The sequence below is a fragment of the Sphingomonas humi genome (assembly GCF_039536725.1).
Taxonomy (GTDB): Bacteria; Pseudomonadota; Alphaproteobacteria; order Sphingomonadales; family Sphingomonadaceae; genus Sphingomicrobium; species Sphingomicrobium humi.
Genome location: NZ_BAAAZD010000002.1, coordinates 438,374 through 455,733 on the forward strand (window position 1 = coordinate 438,374; position 17,360 = coordinate 455,733).

17 protein-coding genes are annotated in these 17,360 nt (G+C 67.0%); 4 read left to right on the forward strand and 13 right to left on the reverse strand.

Features of this window, described 5'->3' with window-relative positions:
• Window positions 1–139 precede the first annotated feature (139 nt).
• Complete coding sequence (locus ABD729_RS10045; RefSeq protein WP_344710106.1) at window positions 140–1,594, forward strand: DNA recombination protein RmuC; 1,455 nt, start codon at window positions 140–142, stop codon at window positions 1,592–1,594.
• A gap of 7 nt (window positions 1,595–1,601) precedes the next feature.
• On the opposite strand, the gene ABD729_RS10050 is transcribed toward ABD729_RS10045, so the two are convergent.
• The 8 genes from ABD729_RS10050 to ABD729_RS10085 all read right to left on the reverse strand — a co-directional run bounded on the left by ABD729_RS10050 (window position 1,602) and on the right by ABD729_RS10085 (window position 7,633).
• Entirely contained in the window at window positions 1,602–2,291 is a 690-nt protein-coding gene (locus ABD729_RS10050; RefSeq protein ID WP_344710107.1) for an META domain-containing protein, read from the reverse strand.
• A gap of 216 nt (window positions 2,292–2,507) precedes the next feature.
• Complete coding sequence (locus tag ABD729_RS10055) at window positions 2,508–3,302, reverse strand: TrmH family RNA methyltransferase (RefSeq protein ID WP_344711409.1); 795 nt, start codon at window positions 3,300–3,302, stop codon at window positions 2,508–2,510.
• Window positions 3,303–3,305: 3 nt separating this feature from the next.
• Window positions 3,306–3,581 (reverse strand): HPr family phosphocarrier protein, encoded by a 276-nt coding sequence (locus tag ABD729_RS10060; protein WP_344710108.1) that lies wholly within the window; start codon window positions 3,579–3,581, stop codon window positions 3,306–3,308.
• A complete protein-coding gene (locus tag ABD729_RS10065; protein WP_344710109.1) occupies window positions 3,578–3,985 on the reverse strand; it encodes a PTS sugar transporter subunit IIA in 408 nt (135 codons plus the stop codon). The genes ABD729_RS10060 and ABD729_RS10065 overlap by 4 nt, the downstream gene beginning before the upstream one ends.
• Window position 3,986: 1 nt before the next feature.
• On the reverse strand, window positions 3,987–4,883 hold the full coding sequence (gene rapZ, locus ABD729_RS10070) for an RNase adapter RapZ (protein WP_344710110.1): 897 nt from the start codon (window positions 4,881–4,883) through the stop codon (window positions 3,987–3,989).
• A 29-nt stretch (window positions 4,884–4,912) separates the two neighbouring features.
• Window positions 4,913–5,347 carry an HPr kinase/phosphorylase gene (locus ABD729_RS10075; RefSeq protein WP_344710111.1) on the reverse strand — a complete coding sequence of 145 codons (435 nt, stop codon included), beginning with the start codon at window positions 5,345–5,347 and terminating at the stop codon, window positions 4,913–4,915.
• Window positions 5,344–6,915, reverse strand: coding sequence for a sensor histidine kinase (locus tag ABD729_RS10080; protein WP_344710112.1), 1,572 nt, complete (start codon window positions 6,913–6,915; stop codon window positions 5,344–5,346). Before ABD729_RS10080 ends, ABD729_RS10075 begins: the two co-directional genes overlap by 4 nt.
• On the reverse strand, window positions 6,908–7,633 hold the full coding sequence (locus tag ABD729_RS10085; RefSeq protein WP_344710113.1) for a response regulator transcription factor: 726 nt from the start codon (window positions 7,631–7,633) through the stop codon (window positions 6,908–6,910). The genes ABD729_RS10080 and ABD729_RS10085 overlap by 8 nt, the downstream gene beginning before the upstream one ends.
• A 169-nt stretch (window positions 7,634–7,802) precedes the next feature.
• Between ABD729_RS10085 and ABD729_RS10090 the strand changes: the two genes are divergently transcribed.
• Entirely contained in the window at window positions 7,803–9,410 is a 1,608-nt protein-coding gene (locus ABD729_RS10090) for a phosphoenolpyruvate carboxykinase (protein ID WP_344710114.1), read from the forward strand.
• A gap of 42 nt (window positions 9,411–9,452) precedes the next feature.
• Here ABD729_RS10090 and ABD729_RS10095 read toward each other — a convergent pair whose 3' ends face one another.
• The 5 genes from ABD729_RS10095 to ABD729_RS10115 all read right to left on the reverse strand — a co-directional run bounded on the left by ABD729_RS10095 (window position 9,453) and on the right by ABD729_RS10115 (window position 14,979).
• Entirely contained in the window at window positions 9,453–10,466 is a 1,014-nt protein-coding gene (locus ABD729_RS10095; RefSeq protein WP_344710115.1) for an inorganic phosphate transporter, read from the reverse strand.
• Entirely contained in the window at window positions 10,466–11,539 is a 1,074-nt protein-coding gene (locus ABD729_RS10100) for a DUF47 family protein (protein ID WP_344710116.1), read from the reverse strand. The genes ABD729_RS10095 and ABD729_RS10100 overlap by 1 nt, the downstream gene beginning before the upstream one ends.
• Before the next feature lie 163 nt (window positions 11,540–11,702).
• Window positions 11,703–13,559 (reverse strand): DUF885 domain-containing protein, encoded by a 1,857-nt coding sequence (locus ABD729_RS10105; RefSeq protein WP_344710117.1) that lies wholly within the window; start codon window positions 13,557–13,559, stop codon window positions 11,703–11,705.
• Window positions 13,556–14,005: an NfeD family protein gene (locus ABD729_RS10110; RefSeq protein WP_344710118.1), complete on the reverse strand. Its 450-nt coding sequence runs from the start codon at window positions 14,003–14,005 to the stop codon at window positions 13,556–13,558. Before ABD729_RS10110 ends, ABD729_RS10105 begins: the two co-directional genes overlap by 4 nt.
• Before the next feature lie 5 nt (window positions 14,006–14,010).
• Window positions 14,011–14,979, reverse strand: a complete 969-nt coding sequence (locus ABD729_RS10115; RefSeq protein WP_344710119.1) for an SPFH domain-containing protein — start codon at window positions 14,977–14,979, stop codon at window positions 14,011–14,013.
• Window positions 14,980–15,045: 66 nt separating this feature from the next.
• Here ABD729_RS10115 and ABD729_RS10120 point away from each other — a divergent pair, with 66 nt between their 5' ends.
• Entirely contained in the window at window positions 15,046–15,840 is a 795-nt protein-coding gene (locus ABD729_RS10120) for an HpcH/HpaI aldolase/citrate lyase family protein (protein ID WP_344710120.1), read from the forward strand.
• A 39-nt stretch (window positions 15,841–15,879) separates the two neighbouring features.
• A complete protein-coding gene (gene guaB, locus ABD729_RS10125; protein ID WP_344710121.1) occupies window positions 15,880–17,358 on the forward strand; it encodes an IMP dehydrogenase in 1,479 nt (492 codons plus the stop codon).
• The last annotated feature ends 2 nt before the right edge of the window (window positions 17,359–17,360 follow it).

Consider the following 17,360-nt stretch of genomic DNA (forward strand, 5'->3'; position numbering starts at 1 on the left):
ACCGCGCCCTAGCCGAGCGGCCCGCGTCGGCCAAGCACCGCCTCTCGCAGCGGCGCCAAGCCTGGCCCGCAAAGATTGTGCGCGGCCGCGCGGCGGGTTAGTTCTACCTCTGTTCTCGTGAGTGAAGGTGGGGCGAATCGTGCAGGCGTCGATGATGGTGGGAATGGTGGTGGCCCTCGTGGCAGGGCTGGTGATCGGCTGGCTCGCCGGCCGCGCCGCGCTTGCATCGCTCCGTACCGAACTGGCGATCGCCGCCGAACAGGCGCGCCGCTTGCCGCAGACGGAAGAAAGCCTGCTCGCCATCACCGAGGAGCGCAATCGCGCCCGTCAGGACCTCGCCCGCCTCCAGCCGCTCGCCGATCGCGCCGCCACGGCCGAAACCGAACTCGATCGCCTGCGCGGTGAAGTCCGCACCCTGGCCGAGGCGAAGGCCGCGTTCGAACAGGGCCAGGCCGAACGCGAACGCGCCTTCACCCAGCAACTCGCGCAGGTGAAGGAGCTCGAGGCGAAACTTGAAACCCGCTTCTCCGAACTCGCCGGCAAGGCGGTCGAAACCGCCCATGACAGCTTCTTGAAGCGCGCCGGCGAGAAACTCGACCACGAACGCAAGGAACATCAGGCCAGGCTGCAGAACCTCCTCCAGCCGGTCGAAGCCACGCTCAAGCGCTACGAGGAAGGCCTCCAGCGCGTCGAGGCCGAGCGCAAGGACAGCTACGGAGAGTTGCGCGGCGTGCTCGGTGAATTGCGCAAGGACAACGGCCAGGTCCGCGACGAAACCCGCAACCTCGTCAACGCTTTGCGCTCAAGCCCCAAGGCGCGCGGCCGCTGGGGCGAACAGTCGCTCCGCAACGTCCTCGTCCAGGCTGGCCTTACCGAGGGCATCGACTTCGAGATGGAGGTCAGCCTCGAAACCGCCGACGGTCGTCTCCGCCCCGACGTCGTCGTCAACCTCCCCAGCAACCGCAAGCTGGTGATCGACGCCAAATGCTCGTTGAACGCCTTTCTCGACGCCTGCGACGAGGTCGACGAGGAGAAGCGCCAGGCCTGTTTCCGCGCCCATGTCGCTTCGATCCGCACCCACGCCCAGCAACTTGGCGGCAAGGACTATTGGGCGCAATTCGGCGAAGCCGCCGACTATGTGATCATGTATATCCCGGGCGAACATTTCCTCACCGCCGCGCTCGAACAGGATCCGCAATTGTGGGACTGGGCGTTCGAACGCCGCGTGTTGCTGGCGACCCCGACCAACCTCGTCGCCATCGCCCGCACCGTCGCCAGTGTCTGGCGGCAGGAAAAGATCACCGAACAGGCCGAGGTCATCGCGGCGCTCGGCAAGGAACTCCACAGCCGCATCGCCACCATGGCCGACCATGTGGTGCGCATGGGGCGCAACCTCGCCACCGCCAACGATGCCTACAACAAGATGGTCGGCAGCCTCGAAACCCAGGTCTTCACCCAGGCCAAGCGCTTCGAAGGCCTTGGCTCGGGCAGCAACAAGGAAATCGCCACCCCGCCACTGGTCGAAGTGGCCCCGCGCCCGCTGACCAAGCTCGCCCCACCGGCCGCGAACGACGAGGTCACGGCGGCGGAGTGATCCCGCGCTAGTTTGCCCGCCGCAGCACGATCCTGCCGGCGGCATTGTCGATCGACAGGCGCCCATCCGGCCCCCACGACAGTTGCGCAGGCGATTGCAGGATGCGGCCTGCCTCGGTCTCGTCGCGCATGTCGGGACAGGCCATCCGCGTCATCGCCAGCCCGCCGGTCACCAGCTGCGCTCCTTCCTGCCGGGCCGAACCGCTGATGCTGTTGCAGCCGAATTTCGCCTGCATGGCGTCGTTCGTGAAACGCACGAAATAGCGCTCGCCGCCCGCCACCGTGCGTCCGTTCACGCTATCAACCAACCAACTGGTGCCGGCGATGCTCGGGGCCGTGGCGACCTCGCCGCCACAGCCTTCGAACGCCCTTCCATCGACCCGCACCTGAACCCGGTCCGCGTAGACCCGGTCGCTCATCCCGTCGCTGCAGCGCTGGCCGTGGACGATGTTCACGTTGATCCGCCGCCCCTGGTAGATATCGCCGGCAAAGCCGTGGATGGCCTTAGGCTGCGGCTCGATCACCGGCACGCCGCTTCCGGCCTCCGAAAAGACCATCTGCCGGCCGTCCAGTTTCAACGCCCAGAAAGGCTCGGTTCCGACCGCCTTGTAGCTCGTATCGCCTTCGACCGGCGCGGCGGGAAGGGTCGCGCAGCCGCTTAGCATGGCGGCGGCGGCGGCAAGGGCAAGAGCACGCATCGGATCAACCTCCCACAAGATCATGACACCTGTGTAACGCTGGCAAGATGAACGGAGCTGGACCTTCGCTTGCAATGTGGGATTCTGACTGTCACCGTGCCCCTGGGGTTAATATTCAAGGAAGCGGCGTAGGAAATCGCGGGGTAGGGAAGGCGGGCAAACTTGACCCCGCGACCCTGTCAACTTCGACAACTTCGCGCCCGATCGGGTGGCCGCTCAGCGCCAGCTCGCCCGCACGTGAAAGGCCATCACCGCCGCCGCCACCGCCGCGTTCAGACTGTCCGCGCGACCCAGCATCGGCATCTTGACCAGGAGGTCGCACTCGGCCTCATAGGCGTCGGGCAGTCCCGCCTGCTCGTTGCCGATCAGCAGGAAACAGGGCTTTTCGTAAGTCGGGTCGAGATAGTCGTGGTCGGTCTGGAGGCTGGTTCCGACCAGCTGTCCGGGCCCTTCGCGAAGCCACGCCAGGAACGTCGCCCACGGCACCCTGACGATCTTCTGGGTGAAGATCGCGCCCATCGACGCCCGCACCGCCTCGACGCTGAACGGGTCGGCACTGTCGTCGATCAGGATCAGCCCGCCCGCCGCCACCGCGTCGCCGGTCCGCAGGATGGTGCCGATATTGCCGGGGTCGCGCAGTTTCTCGGCCACGAACCACAAGGGTGAGGCGTTTCGGTCGAGGTCGGCAAGCGCGATGCGCGGCTGGCGATAGGCGCCAAGCAGCAGCGGTGGATTATCCTTGCCGCTCATCTTGGCCATGATCTCGTCCGGAACGACGATCGCCTCGGCTCCCGCGGCCTCGGCCTCGGCGACGATCTCGGCCGCCAGCGGGTGGAGGTCACCCTCGGCGCAGGCAACCACCTCGGGCAGCACGCCGGCGTCGCGCGCCTCGGCCATGATCCGCAGGCCCTCGGCCAGAAACAGCCCCTCGAGCCGCCGCGCCTTCTTCTCGCGCAGCGAGCGGAGCCGCTTCACCGTGTCGTTGGAAAAGGAAGTGATGGACCGGGGCAGGGGTCAATCCTCCCCGAACTTGTCCTCGACCAGCTGGCTCAGCTGCGCCACTGCCTCGTCGGCCCCGTCACCGCTGGCGCTGATCTCGATCGAATCGCCTCGTGCGGCGCCCAGCATCATCAGTCCCATGATGCTCGTCCCGCAGACCTTGTTGCCATCCTTGGCGACCTCGACCGGGGTCGCGAGCTGGCTCGCCAGCGTCACGAACTTGGCGCTCGCCCGGGCGTGCAGCCCGCGCTTGTTCTCGATCCGGACGGTGCGGCTGACGGCGGCGCTCAAGCGGCGGCCTCGCCGAGGATCTCGGACGCGACCGAGATATACTTGCGCCCCGCTTCCCGCGCGGCCGCGACCGCCGCCCGCACGTTCATCGACTTGCGCGCGCCCTCCAGGCGGATCAGCATCGGCAGGTTGACGCCCGCGATCACCTCGATGTCACCCGACTTCATCAGGCTGATCGCAAGGTTCGACGGGGTCCCGCCGAACAGGTCGGTGAGGATGATCACGCCCGACCCGCTGTCGACACGGGCGATCGCGTCAGCGATGTCCTTGCGACGCGCTTCCATGTCGTCGTCGGGGCCGATGCAGATGCCCGCAACCGCATCCTGCGGCCCGACCACATGCTCCATCGCCACGATGAACTCGGCCGCAAGACGGCCGTGGGTCACCAGCACTAATCCGATCATCTCAGCTTTTCTCAGGTCCTTCGATACGCGCCTGGCCGAGTTCCAGAGAATCATCCGGGCGACGCGCTAGGTCTCGGTGACGGATATTCGGCGAAAAGCCCCGCGCACGCAACCGCTCCCCCATGGCAAGCGCCGCGGCGACCGAGCGGTGCCTTCCACCGGTGCAGCCAAAGGCCAGTCCGACATAAGTCTTGCCCGCCGCCCAGTAGCGCGGAAGGAGGAAGGCGAGCATCTCCTCGGTGCGGGTCATGAACTCGTCCCAGCCTTCCTGCGCGGCGACGAAGTCGGCGACCGGCGCATCCGCCCCGGTCAACGGGCGAAGCTCGTCGATCCAGTGCGGGTTGGGCAGGAAGCGCAGGTCGAAGACGAGGTCGGCAGTCCGGCTGATCCCCCGCGCAAAGCCGAAGCTGGTAATGGTCAGGACCAGCTCGTCGCCTTCTTCGCCATAGCGGCGGCGCAGTTCGTCGCGAAGGTCGGCGGGTTTGAAATCGGTGGTGTCGAGCACTGCGTCGGCGGCAAGCCGGAGCGCAGCGGTTAGGTCACGCTCGCGGCCGATGCCGTCTTCGGCCGGCCGGTCCTGGGCCAGGGGATGGCGGCGGCGGGTCTCGCCATAGCGGCGAATGAGTTCGGCCCCGGTCGCGTCGAGATAGAGGATTTCGGGCCGCACGCCGGGAACCGAGTGGACGAGGTCGGGCAGCGCCTGCGGGTCGAAGCCCCGGCTGCGCGCATCCATCCCGACCGCGACATGGTTGGTGGACCGTCCGGGGGCATGCACGAAATCGTGCAGCATGCCGGTCGGCAAATTGTCGACAATGTCCCAGCCCATGTCCTCAAGCGCATCGAGGACGGTCGACTTGCCCGCCCCGGACATGCCCGTGACCAGCAGCAGTCGCGGCAATCGGTGCCTGCCTGATCGCCGCCCGTCGGTCATTTCAGGCCGAAGCGATCAAGCGCCAGCGAGACCTTGGACGGCGCCGAAGCGGTTTTCGCATCGACGCTGATGAGCGGCACGGGCGAGCCGCAAATCACCCGTTCGCGGGCATCGCTCGGATAGCGCTGGATGTCGCTCGCAAGCTCCACCACGAGCGCGACCGGAATGTCCTCGACCACCGGCATCTCGACGATCCCCAGACCACGGATCTCGAGCTTGCCGCGGATGGTCGCCGGGGCGGCAGCGTGGAGGCGATTGCCGCGCTTCTGGACGATGGTCTGGTCGTCGGCGACGAGCGTGAAGCCGCGGTCGATCAGCTGCAATGCAAGATCGGATTTGCCCGCGCCCGAAATGCCCGTGATCAGCACTGCCCGGCCGCCAAGGGCAACGGTGCTGGCATGCAGCGTTTCGCTCGACAACCGCAGGCTCATGCCACCGCTCCTTCGACGGGCGCGGGTGCTGCAGGCAGGCGGATGGTGAAGCGGGCACCGGAAGGCGCATCGTCGCGATCGGTCACGTCAATCTCCCCGTCGTGGCCCTTCACGATCGCACGCGCGATCGCAAGGCCGAGGCCAGAGTGACGGCCGAAGTCGTCACTGTCCGGCCTTACTGAGACGAAGCGGTTAAAGATCGCCTCACGGGCGGCGGCGGGAACGCCCGGTCCCTCATCCTCGATGCGGATGAGGATGTCGTCACCGACCGCTGAAACCGCGACTTCGACCAGGCCGCCGGCAGGTGAGAAGCTGACGGCGTTGTCGACCAGATTGTCGATCGCGCGGGCGAGCCGGCCCGGTTCGGCCATCACGATTGCGGAGGCGGCGCGGGGGCGGGCAAAGGCGATGCGGACGTCGCCGGTCAGCCGCCGTTGCTCCCAGCCGCTGCAGATCTGTCCGACCAGGCTGCCGAGGTCGACCGGCTCGAACGCTGCCCGGGCGAGCTCGGCATCGGTCCGGGCGGCTTCACCGATGTCGCCGATAAGCCGGTCAAGCCGGCGCACGTCCTGCCGCACCACGTCGAACAGCTGGCAGCGAAGCGCCGGGTCCTCGATGCGGTCCAGCCCATCGATTGCGCTCCGCAGGGAGGCGAGGGGGTTCTTGAGCTCGTGCGTCACGTCCGCAGCGAAGGCGTCGAGGCTGTCCATCCGCTGGCGCAGCGCCTGGCTCATGTCGCTGACCGCGCGGGCAAGGAGGCCGATCTCGTCCTTGCGCCGGTTGAAACGCGGGACATTGACCTCGCGCGATCGTCCGAGCCTGACCCGGTGCGCGGCAAGCGCAAGGCGCCGCAGGGGCCGGGCAATGGTGCGGGCAAGGAAGAAGGAGAGAAGAAAAGAAAACAGCGCCGCGGCGAGCAGGCCGGCGGCAAGCTTGGTCCGCTCCTGCCGCACGGTGCGGGTGAAATTGCGGTCGTTCGCCGTGACCAGCACCACCTCGCCCCGCGTCGTGCGGGAGGCGGCGGACAGGACGGGGGTCATGTCGGGCGCATTGCGCACCTCGGCGACCGTCTGCCCCGAGGAGAGCGCCTGCCGCGCTTCTGGCCATGATTCCACGCGATCGACCGCGGGTTCAGCGAAGTCCGCCAGGCTGCGCTCCCCGACGATGAAATTGAACGCGCGGTCGAGCGCGCGCGCGGCTTCCTTGCCCCGGCCTTGCGTCGACGGATCGCGCAGCCGGTAGCTCGGCTGGCTGCCCCGCCAGCTGTCGTAGCGGAGCGTCCCGTCGGCGGCATAAAGGCGCACCCGCGCGCCGGTCGCATTGCCGATGTCCTTGAGGAGCAGCGGCACGTCCTCTTCCCCGATCTTGGGGACGGCGGTCGCCGCAAGCTCGGCGAGACTGCCGGTCTGGCTCCGCCGTTCATCGCGTAGCTGGTTGCGGAAGCTGTCGAGGAACAGCAGCGCCAGCGCCAGCACCAGCAGGATGATGAGATTGACCCCGAGGATGCGGTGCGAAAGCCGCCAGCGCATGGCGCGTCCCGGGATCGACCGCTCGTTGCCGTCAGCCATCGCTGAACCGGTAGCCAACGCCATACAGGGTCTCGATAGCGTCGAAGCTCGGGTCCGCCGCCCTGAACTTGCGGCGGATGCGCTTGATGTGGCTGTCGATGGTGCGGTCGTCGACGAACACGTCTTCCTGGTAGGCGACATCAAGCAGCTGGTTGCGGTTCTTCACCACGCCAGGCCGCTGCGCGAGCGTTTCGAGGATCAGGAATTCGGTCACGGTCAGGGTGACCGGGCGACCGTCCCACTTCACCTGGTGCCTGGCCGGATCGAGCATCAGACGGCCGCGCTCGATGACGGCGGCGGCGCTATCCTCTTCGCCCGACGCGAGGGTCGCCTTGACCATGTCGGCACGGCGCAGGATGGCGCGGATGCGGGCGATCAGCAGCCGCTGGCTGAACGGCTTGGCGATGTAATCGTCGGCGCCCGCGGCAAGGCCGTGCGCTTCGTCCTGCTCTTCGTCCTTGGACGTCAGGAAGATGACCGGCATGGCCGCCGCCGCCCCGCCGCGCGAACGCAGCGCGCCGAGCAGCGCAAGGCCATCCATTCCCGGCATCTTGATGTCGAAGACCCCAAGATCGGCCGGATTGTCGCCCAGCGCTTTCAATGCGCTGACGCCATCGGGATAAAGGCGGGTCACGAAGCCCTCCGCCTGCAGGGCGATCGAGACCGAAGTCAGGATGTTCCGGTCGTCGTCGACCAGCGCGATCACCTTTGCGGTCATGGATCCAGCGCCTAGCCGAAGGGCCAGTGTACCTTCAAGGGACGGGGTCTCGTTTGACCGTGGCAACCTTTTGCGGGCATAGGCGCTTGACCTCACCGCATACGTATGCGGCGGCGGCTCCCGGTGGGGGCCTGTCGCCGCTCGGTCATGAGCGAAAGGGATTTAAATAGTGACGAACCGGGTTCCTTCTTTCGGCCTCGACTCGCAGGGTATCGCGACGTCGGCCACCATTCACTGGAATCTCGTCACCGCGCCTCTCTACGAAGCTGCCCTTCGCCGCGGCGAAGGGATGATCGCCAAGGACGGGCCGCTGGTGGTCAAGACGGGCAGCCACACCGGCCGCAGCGCGCAGGACCGTTTCATCGTCCGCGACGACACGACCGAGAACAACATCTGGTGGGGCAAGTCGAACAAGCCGATGGATCCGGCCGCCTTCGACCGCCTGCACGAAGACTTCCTCGCAGCGCTGGGCGAAAGGGACGAACTGTTCGTCGCCGACCTGTTCGGCGGCTCGCAGCCCGAGCATCGCGTGAACGTGCGCGTGATCAACCAGTATGCCTGGCACAACCTGTTCATCCGCACGATGCTGGTCCGTCCCGAAGCGTCGGAACTGGGGGCTTTCCAGCCCGACTACACCATCATCGACCTGCCGAGCTTCCGCGCTGATCCCGAGCGCCACGGCTGCCGTTCGGAAACCGTGATCGCGATCAACCTCGCCAAGAAGCTGATCCTGATCGGCGGCACCGAATATGGCGGCGAGATGAAGAAGTCGGTGTTCGGCCTCCTCAACTACCTGCTGCCCGAAGCCGGCATCATGCCGATGCACTGTTCGGCCAACATCGGTCCGGATGGCGACACCGCCGTCTTCTTCGGCCTCAGCGGGACCGGCAAGACGACGCTTTCGGCCGATCCCAACCGCACGCTGATCGGCGATGACGAGCATGGCTGGTCAGACACCGCGGTCTTCAATTTCGAAGGCGGCTGCTACGCCAAGATGATCCGCCTGTCCGAAGAGGCCGAGCCGGAAATCTACGCCACCACCCGCCGCTTCGGCACGGTGCTCGAGAATGTCGTCATGGACCCCGAGACGCGCGAGCTCGACCTCGACGACAACAGCCTCGCCGAAAACAGCCGCGGCGCGTACCCGATCGACTTCATCCCCAATTCTTCCGAAAAGAACATGGGGCCGGTGCCGCAGACGATCATCATGCTGACCGCCGACGCGTTCGGCGTGCTTCCTCCGATCGCGCGGCTAACCGCGGACCAGGCGATGTTCCACTTCCTGTCGGGCTACACCGCCAAGGTCGCCGGGACCGAAATCGGCGTCACCGAGCCCGAAGCCACCTTCTCGACCTGCTTCGGCGCGCCGTTCATGCCGCGCCACCCGAGCGTCTACGGCAACCTCCTCAAGGAGCGCATCGCCAAGGGCGGCGTGTCGTGCTGGCTGGTCAACACCGGCTGGACCGGCGGCAAATACGGCACCGGCAAGCGTATGCCCATCAAGGCGACGCGCGCCCTGCTCAACGCCGCGCTCGACGGCAGCCTCAACAATGCGGAATTCCGCAAGGACCCGTATTTCGGCTTCGAAGTGCCGGTTGCGGTTCCGGGCGTCGACTCCGCGATCCTCGATCCGCGTTCGACCTGGGCCGACAAGGACGAGTTCGACCGCACCGCGGCCAAGCTGGTCGACCTCTTCTGCGACAATTTCGAGCAGTTCGCCGAGCATGTCGAGGAAGGCGTCCGCCAGTGCCAGCCTAAGGTGGCGCAGGCCGCCTGACAAAAGGGGGAGGCGGCTAGATTCCGCCTCCCGCCTTCGGCCTCAGAACAGCCGGGTCAGATAGTAGATCACCGCCGCGACCGAAGCGCTGGCGGGAATGGTGATCAGCCAGGCCATGATCACGCTTTGCGCGACGCCCCAGTTCACCGCGCTCTCGCGCCGCGCCACGCCCGCCCCGATGATCGCGCCGGTGATGGTGTGGGTCGTCGATACCGGAATGCCGAGCAGGCTTGCCCCGAACAGCATCACCGACCCGCCGGCCGAGGCCGAGAAGCCCTGGTGCTGGTCGAGCTTTGTGATCCGGCTTCCCATCGTTTCGATGATCTTCCAGCCGCCGGTCAGCGTGCCGAGGCCGATCGCGATATAGCAGCTGATCGCGACCCAGTGCGGGACCTCGAATTCGCCCTTCAGATAGCCGGTCGAGAACAACAGCACGGTGATGATGCCCATCGTCTTCTGCGCGTCGTTCAGCCCGTGGCCGAGCGAATAGGCGGCCGAAGAGACGAGGTGGAGCTTGCGGAACAGGCCTTCCGCGCCGCGGTTGCTGGCCCGCCGCGCGAGCCAGGACGACAGCAGCATCACCAGCATCGCCATCGCCATGCCGAGCAGCGGCGCGAGCGGAATGAACAGCAGGGTCTTGCTGACCCCGCTCCACTGGATGGTGCCGATACCCGCGGACGCCAGGCCAGCGCCGACGATCCCGCCCACCAGCGCGTGGCTCGATGACGAGGGAATGCCCTTGAGCCAGGTGACGACGTTCCAGAACATCGCGCCGACCAGCGCCGCGAACACCACGGAGGGCGTGACGAGGTTCTTGTCGATCAGGCCCTTGCCGATGGTGTCGGCCACCTTGTGCAGCGCGGGAAAGGCGAGCGTCAGGAAATAGGCTGCGAAGTTGAAGAAGGCGGCAAAGGCTACCGCCTGGACCGGCCGCAGCAAGCGCGTCGCCACAACGGTCGCGATCGAATTGGCCGCATCGTGCAGGCCGTTCAGGAAATCGAATGCCAGCGCGACCAGGACCAGGCAGACCAGCAGGGGAAAGGCAAGCTCGTGCATCAGGCGTGGTCGATAACGATGCTGTCGATCTCGTTGGCGACATCCTCGAACGCATCGACGATCCGTTCGAGGTGCTTGTAGATTTCGCGGCGCACCGTGAATTGCATGGCGCTGCCCTGGACATGACCGAAGCGCTGGAAGGCGACCTTGAGGCCGGCCCGGTGCAGTTCGTCGGCATGGCCTTCCATCCGCACCAGGCGCTCGGTCAGCTCGTGCAGACGCCCGGCATTGCCGGCGACATCGCGCAGCAGCGGCAGCGCCTCGGCGAGCAGGCGACCCGAATCGATGATGATCCCGACCATGTCGCGCATTTCCGGCTCGAACTCGGTGAATTCGTAGATATCGACCGCGTTGGCGGCGCCCTGCATCTCGTCGATCGCATCATCCATCGCCGAGATGAGCGAAGTGATCGAACCGCGATCGAACGGGGTCAGGAAGGTGCGGCGGACGGTCGACAGCGTCTCGCGGATGATGTTGTCCGCGTCATGTTCGCGCTCGGAGATTTCGCGGATGTGCTCGTGGCGGGCCGACCCGTCGTTGAACAAGCGTCCAAGCGCCATCGACGCCGCGCAGACGCTTTCGGCATGGGCTTCGAACAATTCGAAGAAATTGCCGGTCTGCGGCAGGAGTTTCTGAAACCAGGCGAACATCGGACCTACCTTGGATTTTTCAGCGACAACGGAGAGCAGGCTCCGGCGCCGGGTGGCACTGTGAAACTCGGCGGCATTGAACGAGCGAATGAGGTGCGCGAGATCTTCCTCCTCGACCGCATCGGCGGCTTCGGCGAGGCTGAACCATCGGCGCGTGCGCTCCCCGGCTTCCTTCCACTCGGCAAGCTCCTCGCCGACCGCGAGCGGGTAGACGTCGACATCGAACATCAGGCTCGCGCCCGTCTTGCGCCGCTTGCGGTAGCGATAGGAGCCGAGCGGCGTCGGGCAGACGGCGCCGCGCACTCCTGCCTCTTCCTCGGCTTCCAGGGCTGCTGCCAGGTGCGGCGACAGCTTGGGCGCGGGATTGCCTTTGGGAATGACCCAGCGACGGCTTTCGCGCGACGTCACGAGAAGCACGGACACCGGCGCGTCGAGCGCGGGTCCTCCCGAACGATAGGGCAAGGCGGCAATCTGGCGAATGGTTGGAAAAGCCCGTCAGTGATGAGCATCCGGACGGCCGCGCGCCGCCCGGAATGTTACAGCCCCATTACCGTCCGATGACAGGAATCCAAGCCCCGCGCGCGGCTCAGGCCCGTCCGCCGTTGACCCGAATATACTCGCCGACGTTCAGCGCCAGCACGTCCATCGGCACGTTGCCGCCGAGCAGCAGCGCGTCGTTGAACGTCTTGATGTTGAACCGCGACCCAAGCGCCGTCTGGGTACGGGTGCGCTGGCGGTTGATGGCGGTATGGCCGATCTTGTAGCCGCAGGCCTGGCCGACCCAGCTGCAATAACGATCGACCTCGGACCGCGCTTCGGGCTCCTTGGTACCGTTCTCTTCCATGAAGAAGCGCACCGCCTGCTCGCGGCTCCAGCCCTTGGCGTGGAGGCCGGTGTCGACCACCAGCCGGCAGGCCCGGAAAGCGATGCCCTGAAGGTATCCCAGGCGCCCGGCCGGGAAGTCGTCGTACAGGCCGAACTCGTCCGCCAGCTGCTGTGCGTAGAGTGCCCAGCCCTCGGAATAGGCATTGAACGCGAGCAGCGAGCGGATGACCGGCAACTTGCGCGCGAACGAGCCCTGCCAGACGTGCCCGGGGATCGCCTCATGGTGGGTGAGGTCGGGCAGGTCGAACTTGGTGTGCAGTTCGGTGGTCCGAAGGTTGATCCAGAACTTGCCGGGAATGGTGCCGTCGATCGACCCGCCGCCACCATAGGCACCGGGCGCGCCGGGCTCTTCCTCGGGCGGAAGGCGGCGCACCTCGAGGTTCGCGGGCACCAGGGTGTTGAACATTTCGGGCAGCTTGGCGCGGACCAGCCGCAGCCGCTCCTGAATGAAGGCGAGGATCTCCGCCCGGCCCGGGTCGCCCGGAGCGAACTTGTAGCGCGGGTCCGCGCCGAGTGCCGTCATCCGCTTACCGACCGAGCCTTGCGTATAGCCGAGGCTGCGCAGGATCGGGTCCATCCGGCCCTGAAGCTCGCGCAGCTCGGTGAGCCCGATCTGGTGGATCTCGTCCGGGGTGAGGCTGGTGGTCGTCGAGGCCTTGAGCGCCCAGCGGTAGAAGTCGTTGCCCGCAGGCCGCGCACTGATGCCCGGTGCGCCGATCGCGACGGCGCGCTGCCGTTCGAGTTCGGCAATCTGCCGTTCGAGCGCTGCGGCATAGGGCCCGGTGGCGATAGCGCGGGCGCGCGCTTCCCAATCGCCGGCGATCTTCTTCTGCGCGGTGCGGCGGGTGATGGATTCAACGAGGCCGCCGCCGCTCTTGGCGCCCTGCAGCGACTGGCGCATCTGCACCAGCGCCTTGTCGATCAGGAAGTCAGGAGGAACCAGCCCCTTGCCGCGGGCCTCGGCAGCGCGCGCGGTTTCACCGTCGAGTTGCGCAGGCCCGGAGGCGAGGCGCGAGAGATAGGCCTCGGCATCCGCCGCCGTCTCGATCTGGTGGTCGGCGTCGAGAAAGCGGGGAAGGTCGAGATATTCGCCGACATTCTGGATCACGACGTAGGGCGTGTTGCGCCACCCACCGACGGTGATGTTGCCATAAGGCATCGCAAAGCCCTCAAGCGCGGTCGAATAAGCGCTTCGGACCACTTCGATATTGGTGCGGTTGGCGGGCGTCAGCGCGGAAAGGTCGACCCCGTTCACGCGCTGCAGGTCGGAGCGGAGCGTGGCGGCGACCCGCGCCTGCCCGGCGGCGGTGCGGTCGTCGAGCCGCGAGCGGAGGGCGGCGCGGGCGTCCTTGTCGATCCCGAGCCCGGTGGCGCTCTCCGGCTTCAGCGCGAGCAGGTTGTCGGTGAGGGAATCGAGCAATGCCGACGCCTGCGCGTCGTCGATGCGCGGACCTGCCGAGGCACTCGCGACCCCGGCTGGTGATCGCATGGTGCAGGCCGACAGGGCGGTGGAAGCGGCGGTGGCGGCCAGCAGCTGGCGGCGGGTAAGAGCGGTCATTGCGCCAGCTTAGGCGCGGCCTCCACGATCAGGCAATTGCCTTCGACGCCGATGATCTCGACCCGCTCACCCTCGGCGGCAGGACCGCCCCGTGCGCTCCATTCGCTGTCACCCAGCCGGACCCGCCCGTCATGGCTGTCGACCGCCCGCACCACCACCGCGCCGCGGCCGACCAGTTGCGCCGCGCGGTCGTTCAGATGCTTTGCCGAGGCGGCGACCGGCCGGTTCGCATAGACCTTTCGCCCGGCATAGACCGCCAGCGCTGTGTAGATGGCGAACAGCGCCAGCGCGGGGGCAAGGCCAAGGCCGAGCAACAGCACGAACAATCCGGTCAGGACCGCCGCCGCACCAATGAACAGCAGGAAGATGCCGGGCGCGACGATCTCGCCGATCAGCAGCGCCAGGCCGCCGATGATCCACCACCAGCCGGGTTCGAGCGTGCCCAAGGGGATCAGGCCTGCGGAATGCCGGGAACGACGCGCGGCTTGGTCGGCGCCGCGGGCTTGTCCGGACCGCTGTCGCTGAACGCCGCCTTGGCCAGCTCGCCGATTCCGCCGAGGCTGCCGATCAGCTGCGTCGCTTCCACCGGGAACAGGATCGTCTTGGCATTCGGCGAGGTCGCGAACTGCGACAGGGCTTCGACATACTTCTGCGCGATGAAATAGTTGATCGCCTGGGTGTTGCCGCCAGCGATGGCGTCGCTGACCGACTTGGTCGCAGCAGCTTCGGCCTGGGCGGAGCGCTCGCGCGCCTCGGCCTCGCGGAAGGCGGCTTCCTTCATGCCTTCGGCCGACAGGATCTTGGCCTGCTTCTCACCCTCGGCACGAAGGATCTCGGAGGCGCGCATGCCCTCGCTCTCGAGGATCGCCGCGCGCTTCTCGCGCTCAGCCTTCATCTGGCGGGTCATGGCGTTGACGATGTCGGCGGGCGGGCGAATGTCTTTCAGTTCGACGCGGGTGATTTTCACGCCCCAGCTCTCGGTCGCGTGATCGACTACCTGCAGCAGGCGGACGTTGATCTCGTCGCGCTTGGACAGCGTCTCGTCGAGGTCCATCGAGCCCATGACGGTCCTGAGGTTGGTCGTCGAAAGCGCCATGATCGCCGCGTAGAGGTCGCTTACTTCATAGGCCGCCTTGGCCGGGTCCAGCACCTGGAAGAACACCACCCCGTCGACCGCCACCATGGCATTGTCCTTGGTGATGATCTCCTGCCCGGGGATGTCGAGCACCTGCTCCATCATATTGATCTTGCGGCCGACGCGATAGAAGAAGGCGGGCACGAAGTTGAAGCCGGGGTCGGCTACGCGAACGAAGCGGCCGAAATGCTCGATGGTGTAGCGATAGCCCTGGTTGACGATCTTGATGCTCATCATGACGAAGAGCAGGACCAGCGCGACCAGGAAGGTTAAGGCTTCGATCATGAGATTCCCCCAGCGATATGGCCGTCATCATGGCCGAGCCTGCCGCGCGCCGGAAGCGAAATCGGCATGAGCCCCAGCCTCTTCGGTCGCCCCGCGGTGCTGTTCCTGCCCGCCAGCCGGGCAAGCGCAATCGCCCGGGCGCGGGACAGCGCGGCGGACATCATCTTCCTCGACCTCGAGGATGCCGTCGCGCCGGAACTCAAGGACGAGGCAAGGGCGGCGGCGGTCGCTGCCGTGGCCGACCCCTTCGGCGTGCCCGCCGCCATCCGCGTCAATGCTTCGGAAAGCCAGTGGTTCGACGCTGACTGCGAGGCCGTGCGGGATAGCCGCGCCGATCTCGTCATCGTGCCGCGGGTCGAAGCGCCCGAAGTGATCCGCGACGTCGCCGAGCGGACCGGCAAGCCCGTCGCCGCGATGATCGAAACGCCGCTCGGGATCCGGCGATGCTGGGACATCGCGGAAGCCAGCGCCGCGCTAATCGCGGGGACCAACGACCTTGCCGCGACGCTTCGCCTTCCGACCGGCGCCGGGCGCGCGCCGCTGCGGACGGCCTTGCAGACGATCGTCCTTGCCGCGCGGGCGGCGGGCAAGCCCTGCTTCGACGGCGTCTTCAACCGGCTCGAGGATGCCGACGGGCTGGCGGCGGAGGCGGCGGAGGGGCGCTCCTTCGGCTTCGATGGCAAGACGCTCATCCACCCGGCCCAGATCGCGGCCTGCAAGGCGGCCTGGACCCCGACCGAGGCGGAGCTTGGCCGTGCCCGCCGGCTGGTCGCCGCGGCGGCGGGCGGGGCGCAGCGCTTCGAAGGCGAGATGATCGAACGGATGCATGTCGAAGCGGCGGAGCGGCTGCTCGGGCTTTAGGCCCCTTGCCGAATCGCCCTTCAGCAGCCAAGTGCGCGCATGGCCGACTTCCTCCATACGAACGATATCCCGCTCGGGCTCACCTTCGACGACGTGCTGCTGCAGCCGCTCGAATCAAGCGTGTTGCCGTCCGACGCCGACACCAGGACGCAGCTGACCCGCGGCATCGAGCTGCGCATCCCGCTCTCCTCCTCCGCGATGGACACCGTGACCGAAACCGACATGGCGATCGCCATGGCGCAGCTGGGCGGCATCGGCGTCCTTCACCGCAACCTCACCGTCGAGCAGCAGGCCGACGCGGTTCGCAGCGTGAAGCGCTTCGAAAGCGGCATGGTGGTGAACCCCTTCACGCTGACCCCCGACCAGACGCTGGCCGAAGCGCTGGAACTGATGAAGCACCACAAGATCAGCGGCGTTCCGGTGGTCGAGAAGGGCGGCCGGCTGTGCGGCATCCTCACCAATCGCGACGTGCGTTTCGCGGAAAACCCGCGCCAGCCGGTGTCCGAACTGATGACCCGCGACAATCTCGCCACCGTCTCGCCGGGGACCAGCCGGCAGGAAGCACAACGGCTGCTTCACCAGCGCCGGATCGAGAAGCTGCTGGTGGTTGACGAGGCCGGGCGCTGCGTCGGCCTCATCACGGTGAAGGATATCGAAAAGGCGGTCGCGTCGCCTCATGCCACCAAGGATGGTGAGGGCCGGCTGCGCGTTGCCGCCGCTTCGACCGTCGGTGACAAGGGCTGGGAGCGTTCCGAAGCGCTGCTTGCGGCCGGCGTCGACTGCATCGTCATCGACACCGCCCACGGCCACAATATCGAAGTGGCGCGCGCCGTCGCCCGGGTGAAATCCGCTTCCAACAGTGTGCAGGTGATCGCCGGCAATGTCGCCACTGCCGCCGCCGCCAAGGCGCTGGTCGATGCCGGTGCGGACGCGATCAAGGTCGGGATCGGGCCGGGCTCCATCTGCACCACCCGCATCGTCGCCGGCGTCGGCGTGCCCCAGCTGAGCGCGATCATGGCCGCCGCTTCCGCGGCGCGTGACAGCGGCGTTCCGGTCATCGCCGACGGCGGCATCCGCACCTCGGGCGACCTTGCGAAGGCGCTTGCCGCGGGCGCGTCGAGTGCAATGGTGGGATCGCTCCTCGCTGGGACCGACGAGACGCCCGGCGAGCAGTTCCTCTATCACGGCCGCGCCTACAAATCCTACCGCGGCATGGGCTCGCTCGGCGCCATGAGCCGCGGGTCGGCCGACCGCTATTTCCAGCAGGACATCAAGGATTCAATGAAGCTGGTGCCCGAGGGCATCGAAGGCCAGGTGCCCTACAAGGGCCCGGTCCGCGACGTCGTCCACCAGCTCGTCGGCGGCGTGAAGGCGGCGATGGGCTATACCGGCTCGCGCACCATCGCCGAGATGCAGGTTCGCGCGAAATTCGTTCGGATCACCGGTGCGGGCCTTAGCGAAAGCCACGTCCATGACGTCGCGATCACGCGGGAAGCGCCCAATTATCCGACGCGCTGAGC

What these genes read in the sequence shown, in the direction of transcription:
- ABD729_RS10050 (WP_344710107.1), bottom strand. Translation starts at nt 2,291, where the DNA reads ATGCGTGCTCTTGCCCTTGCCGCCGCCGCCGCCATGCTAAGCGGCTGC.
- ABD729_RS10065 (WP_344710109.1), bottom strand. Translation starts at nt 3,985, where the DNA reads ATGATCGGATTAGTGCTGGTGACCCACGGCCGTCTTGCGGCCGAGTTC.
- ABD729_RS10075 (WP_344710111.1), bottom strand. Translation starts at nt 5,347, where the DNA reads ATGAGCCTGCGGTTGTCGAGCGAAACGCTGCATGCCAGCACCGTTGCC.
- ABD729_RS10080 (WP_344710112.1), bottom strand. Translation starts at nt 6,915, where the DNA reads ATGGCTGACGGCAACGAGCGGTCGATCCCGGGACGCGCCATGCGCTGG.
- ABD729_RS10085 (WP_344710113.1), bottom strand. Translation starts at nt 7,633, where the DNA reads ATGACCGCAAAGGTGATCGCGCTGGTCGACGACGACCGGAACATCCTG.
- ABD729_RS10095 (WP_344710115.1), bottom strand. Translation starts at nt 10,466, where the DNA reads ATGCACGAGCTTGCCTTTCCCCTGCTGGTCTGCCTGGTCCTGGTCGCG.
- ABD729_RS10105 (WP_344710117.1), bottom strand. Translation starts at nt 13,559, where the DNA reads ATGACCGCTCTTACCCGCCGCCAGCTGCTGGCCGCCACCGCCGCTTCC.
- ABD729_RS10115 (WP_344710119.1), bottom strand. Translation starts at nt 14,979, where the DNA reads ATGATCGAAGCCTTAACCTTCCTGGTCGCGCTGGTCCTGCTCTTCGTC.
- ABD729_RS10120 (WP_344710120.1), top strand. Translation starts at nt 15,046, where the DNA reads ATGAGCCCCAGCCTCTTCGGTCGCCCCGCGGTGCTGTTCCTGCCCGCC.
- guaB (WP_344710121.1), top strand. Translation starts at nt 15,880, where the DNA reads ATGGCCGACTTCCTCCATACGAACGATATCCCGCTCGGGCTCACCTTC.